The organism is Ochrobactrum sp. RH2CCR150 (assembly GCA_014138095.1).
GTDB lineage: Bacteria > Pseudomonadota > Alphaproteobacteria > Rhizobiales > Rhizobiaceae > Brucella > Brucella gambitense.
The window spans coordinates 1-1,119 of record JACGXE010000039.1; the positions used below are offsets into that span (position 1 = coordinate 1).

A 1,119-nucleotide genomic window follows, 5' to 3' on the forward strand; every position below is an offset into this window, starting at 1 on the left:
TGTGAGTTCATGCTGAACCGCGACTTTTAGAGTTAGAGTTTATTCATATCGATGTCTGTTTGCGACAAGTTTCTGACGGAAGATCTCTGCCGGTGTTTTGTAACCCAGACATTTGCGTGGCGTATTGTTGAGGCGACTGCAAATGAATGTCAGGTCCCGGTCAGTTAGTGTGAGCGGATCAAGGTCTCTGGGGAGCCATCGTCTTGTTCGTCTGTTGGTGTTTTCGACCGTTCCTTTTTGCCAGGGTGATTGTGGGTCGCAAAACCATGTTTGCGATCCGATACCGGCCTGCAGATAAGCCCATTCCGTGAACTCGGTGCCACGATCAAAGGTGATCGACCGACGTGCAATATGGGGAAGGGGTTGCAGCACGGTAATCAGTCCATTCATGACAGCACGGGACTGACGATCATTGTTGCGCAACAGGACGGTAAAGCGGCTGACCCGTTCGACCAGAGACGTTACATTAGCCTTACCAAACTTCTTGCGAAACTGGATCAAATCACACTCCCAGTGGCCAAACTGCTTACGCCTGGCGACCACATCAGGACGGTAAAGAATGCTTAGTTCCGGCGAAAAACGGCGTCCATGACGTCGTCGTGCATGTCGTGGCCGTCGTTTGGTACGGCGCCCGGGCAGATGCTTCCAAAGCCCATCTTTCCGACCCTCGGCAGAATAGACAAACTGATAGATCGTTTCATGGCTGACAGAGATGGGGTGACGTTCCAACTGCATTCTGCCGGCAATCTGTTGTGGTGACCACCCATGGCTTATGCGGTCGACAACGGATTGACGCAAATGAGCAAAACGAATGAGCTTGCGTTGCCGCGAGCGCCGCTCACGCGCTTTCTGATCCGCAACCGTGCAGTAATAACCGGTCAGATTCTTGATCTCATCATCGTTAAACTGATTGCGCTTGAGCTCACGGAAAATGGTTGAACGGTGACGACCAAGTTTCTCGGCAATAGTTTCGACAGAAATATTTGCCATACGCCAGCGCGCGATCTTGCGCCGCTCATCCATGTCAATATGCGAGTAGGTGCGTTCCATGACGGGTTCCTTGCGTGGGATAACTCATTGTTATCGTTTGCAAGTCGCACTTCAAGCTAGAACTCACCC

General features: G+C 51.7%; 1 protein-coding gene. It reads right to left on the minus strand.

The genetic code is table 11. The annotated features are described in order from the left end of the window. Nucleotides 1–39: 39 nt before the first annotated feature. Entirely contained in the window at nucleotides 40–1,050 is a 1,011-nt protein-coding gene (locus FHW03_RS25960; RefSeq protein WP_182523285.1) for an IS30 family transposase, read from the minus strand. Between the last annotated feature and the right edge of the window lie 69 nt (nucleotides 1,051–1,119).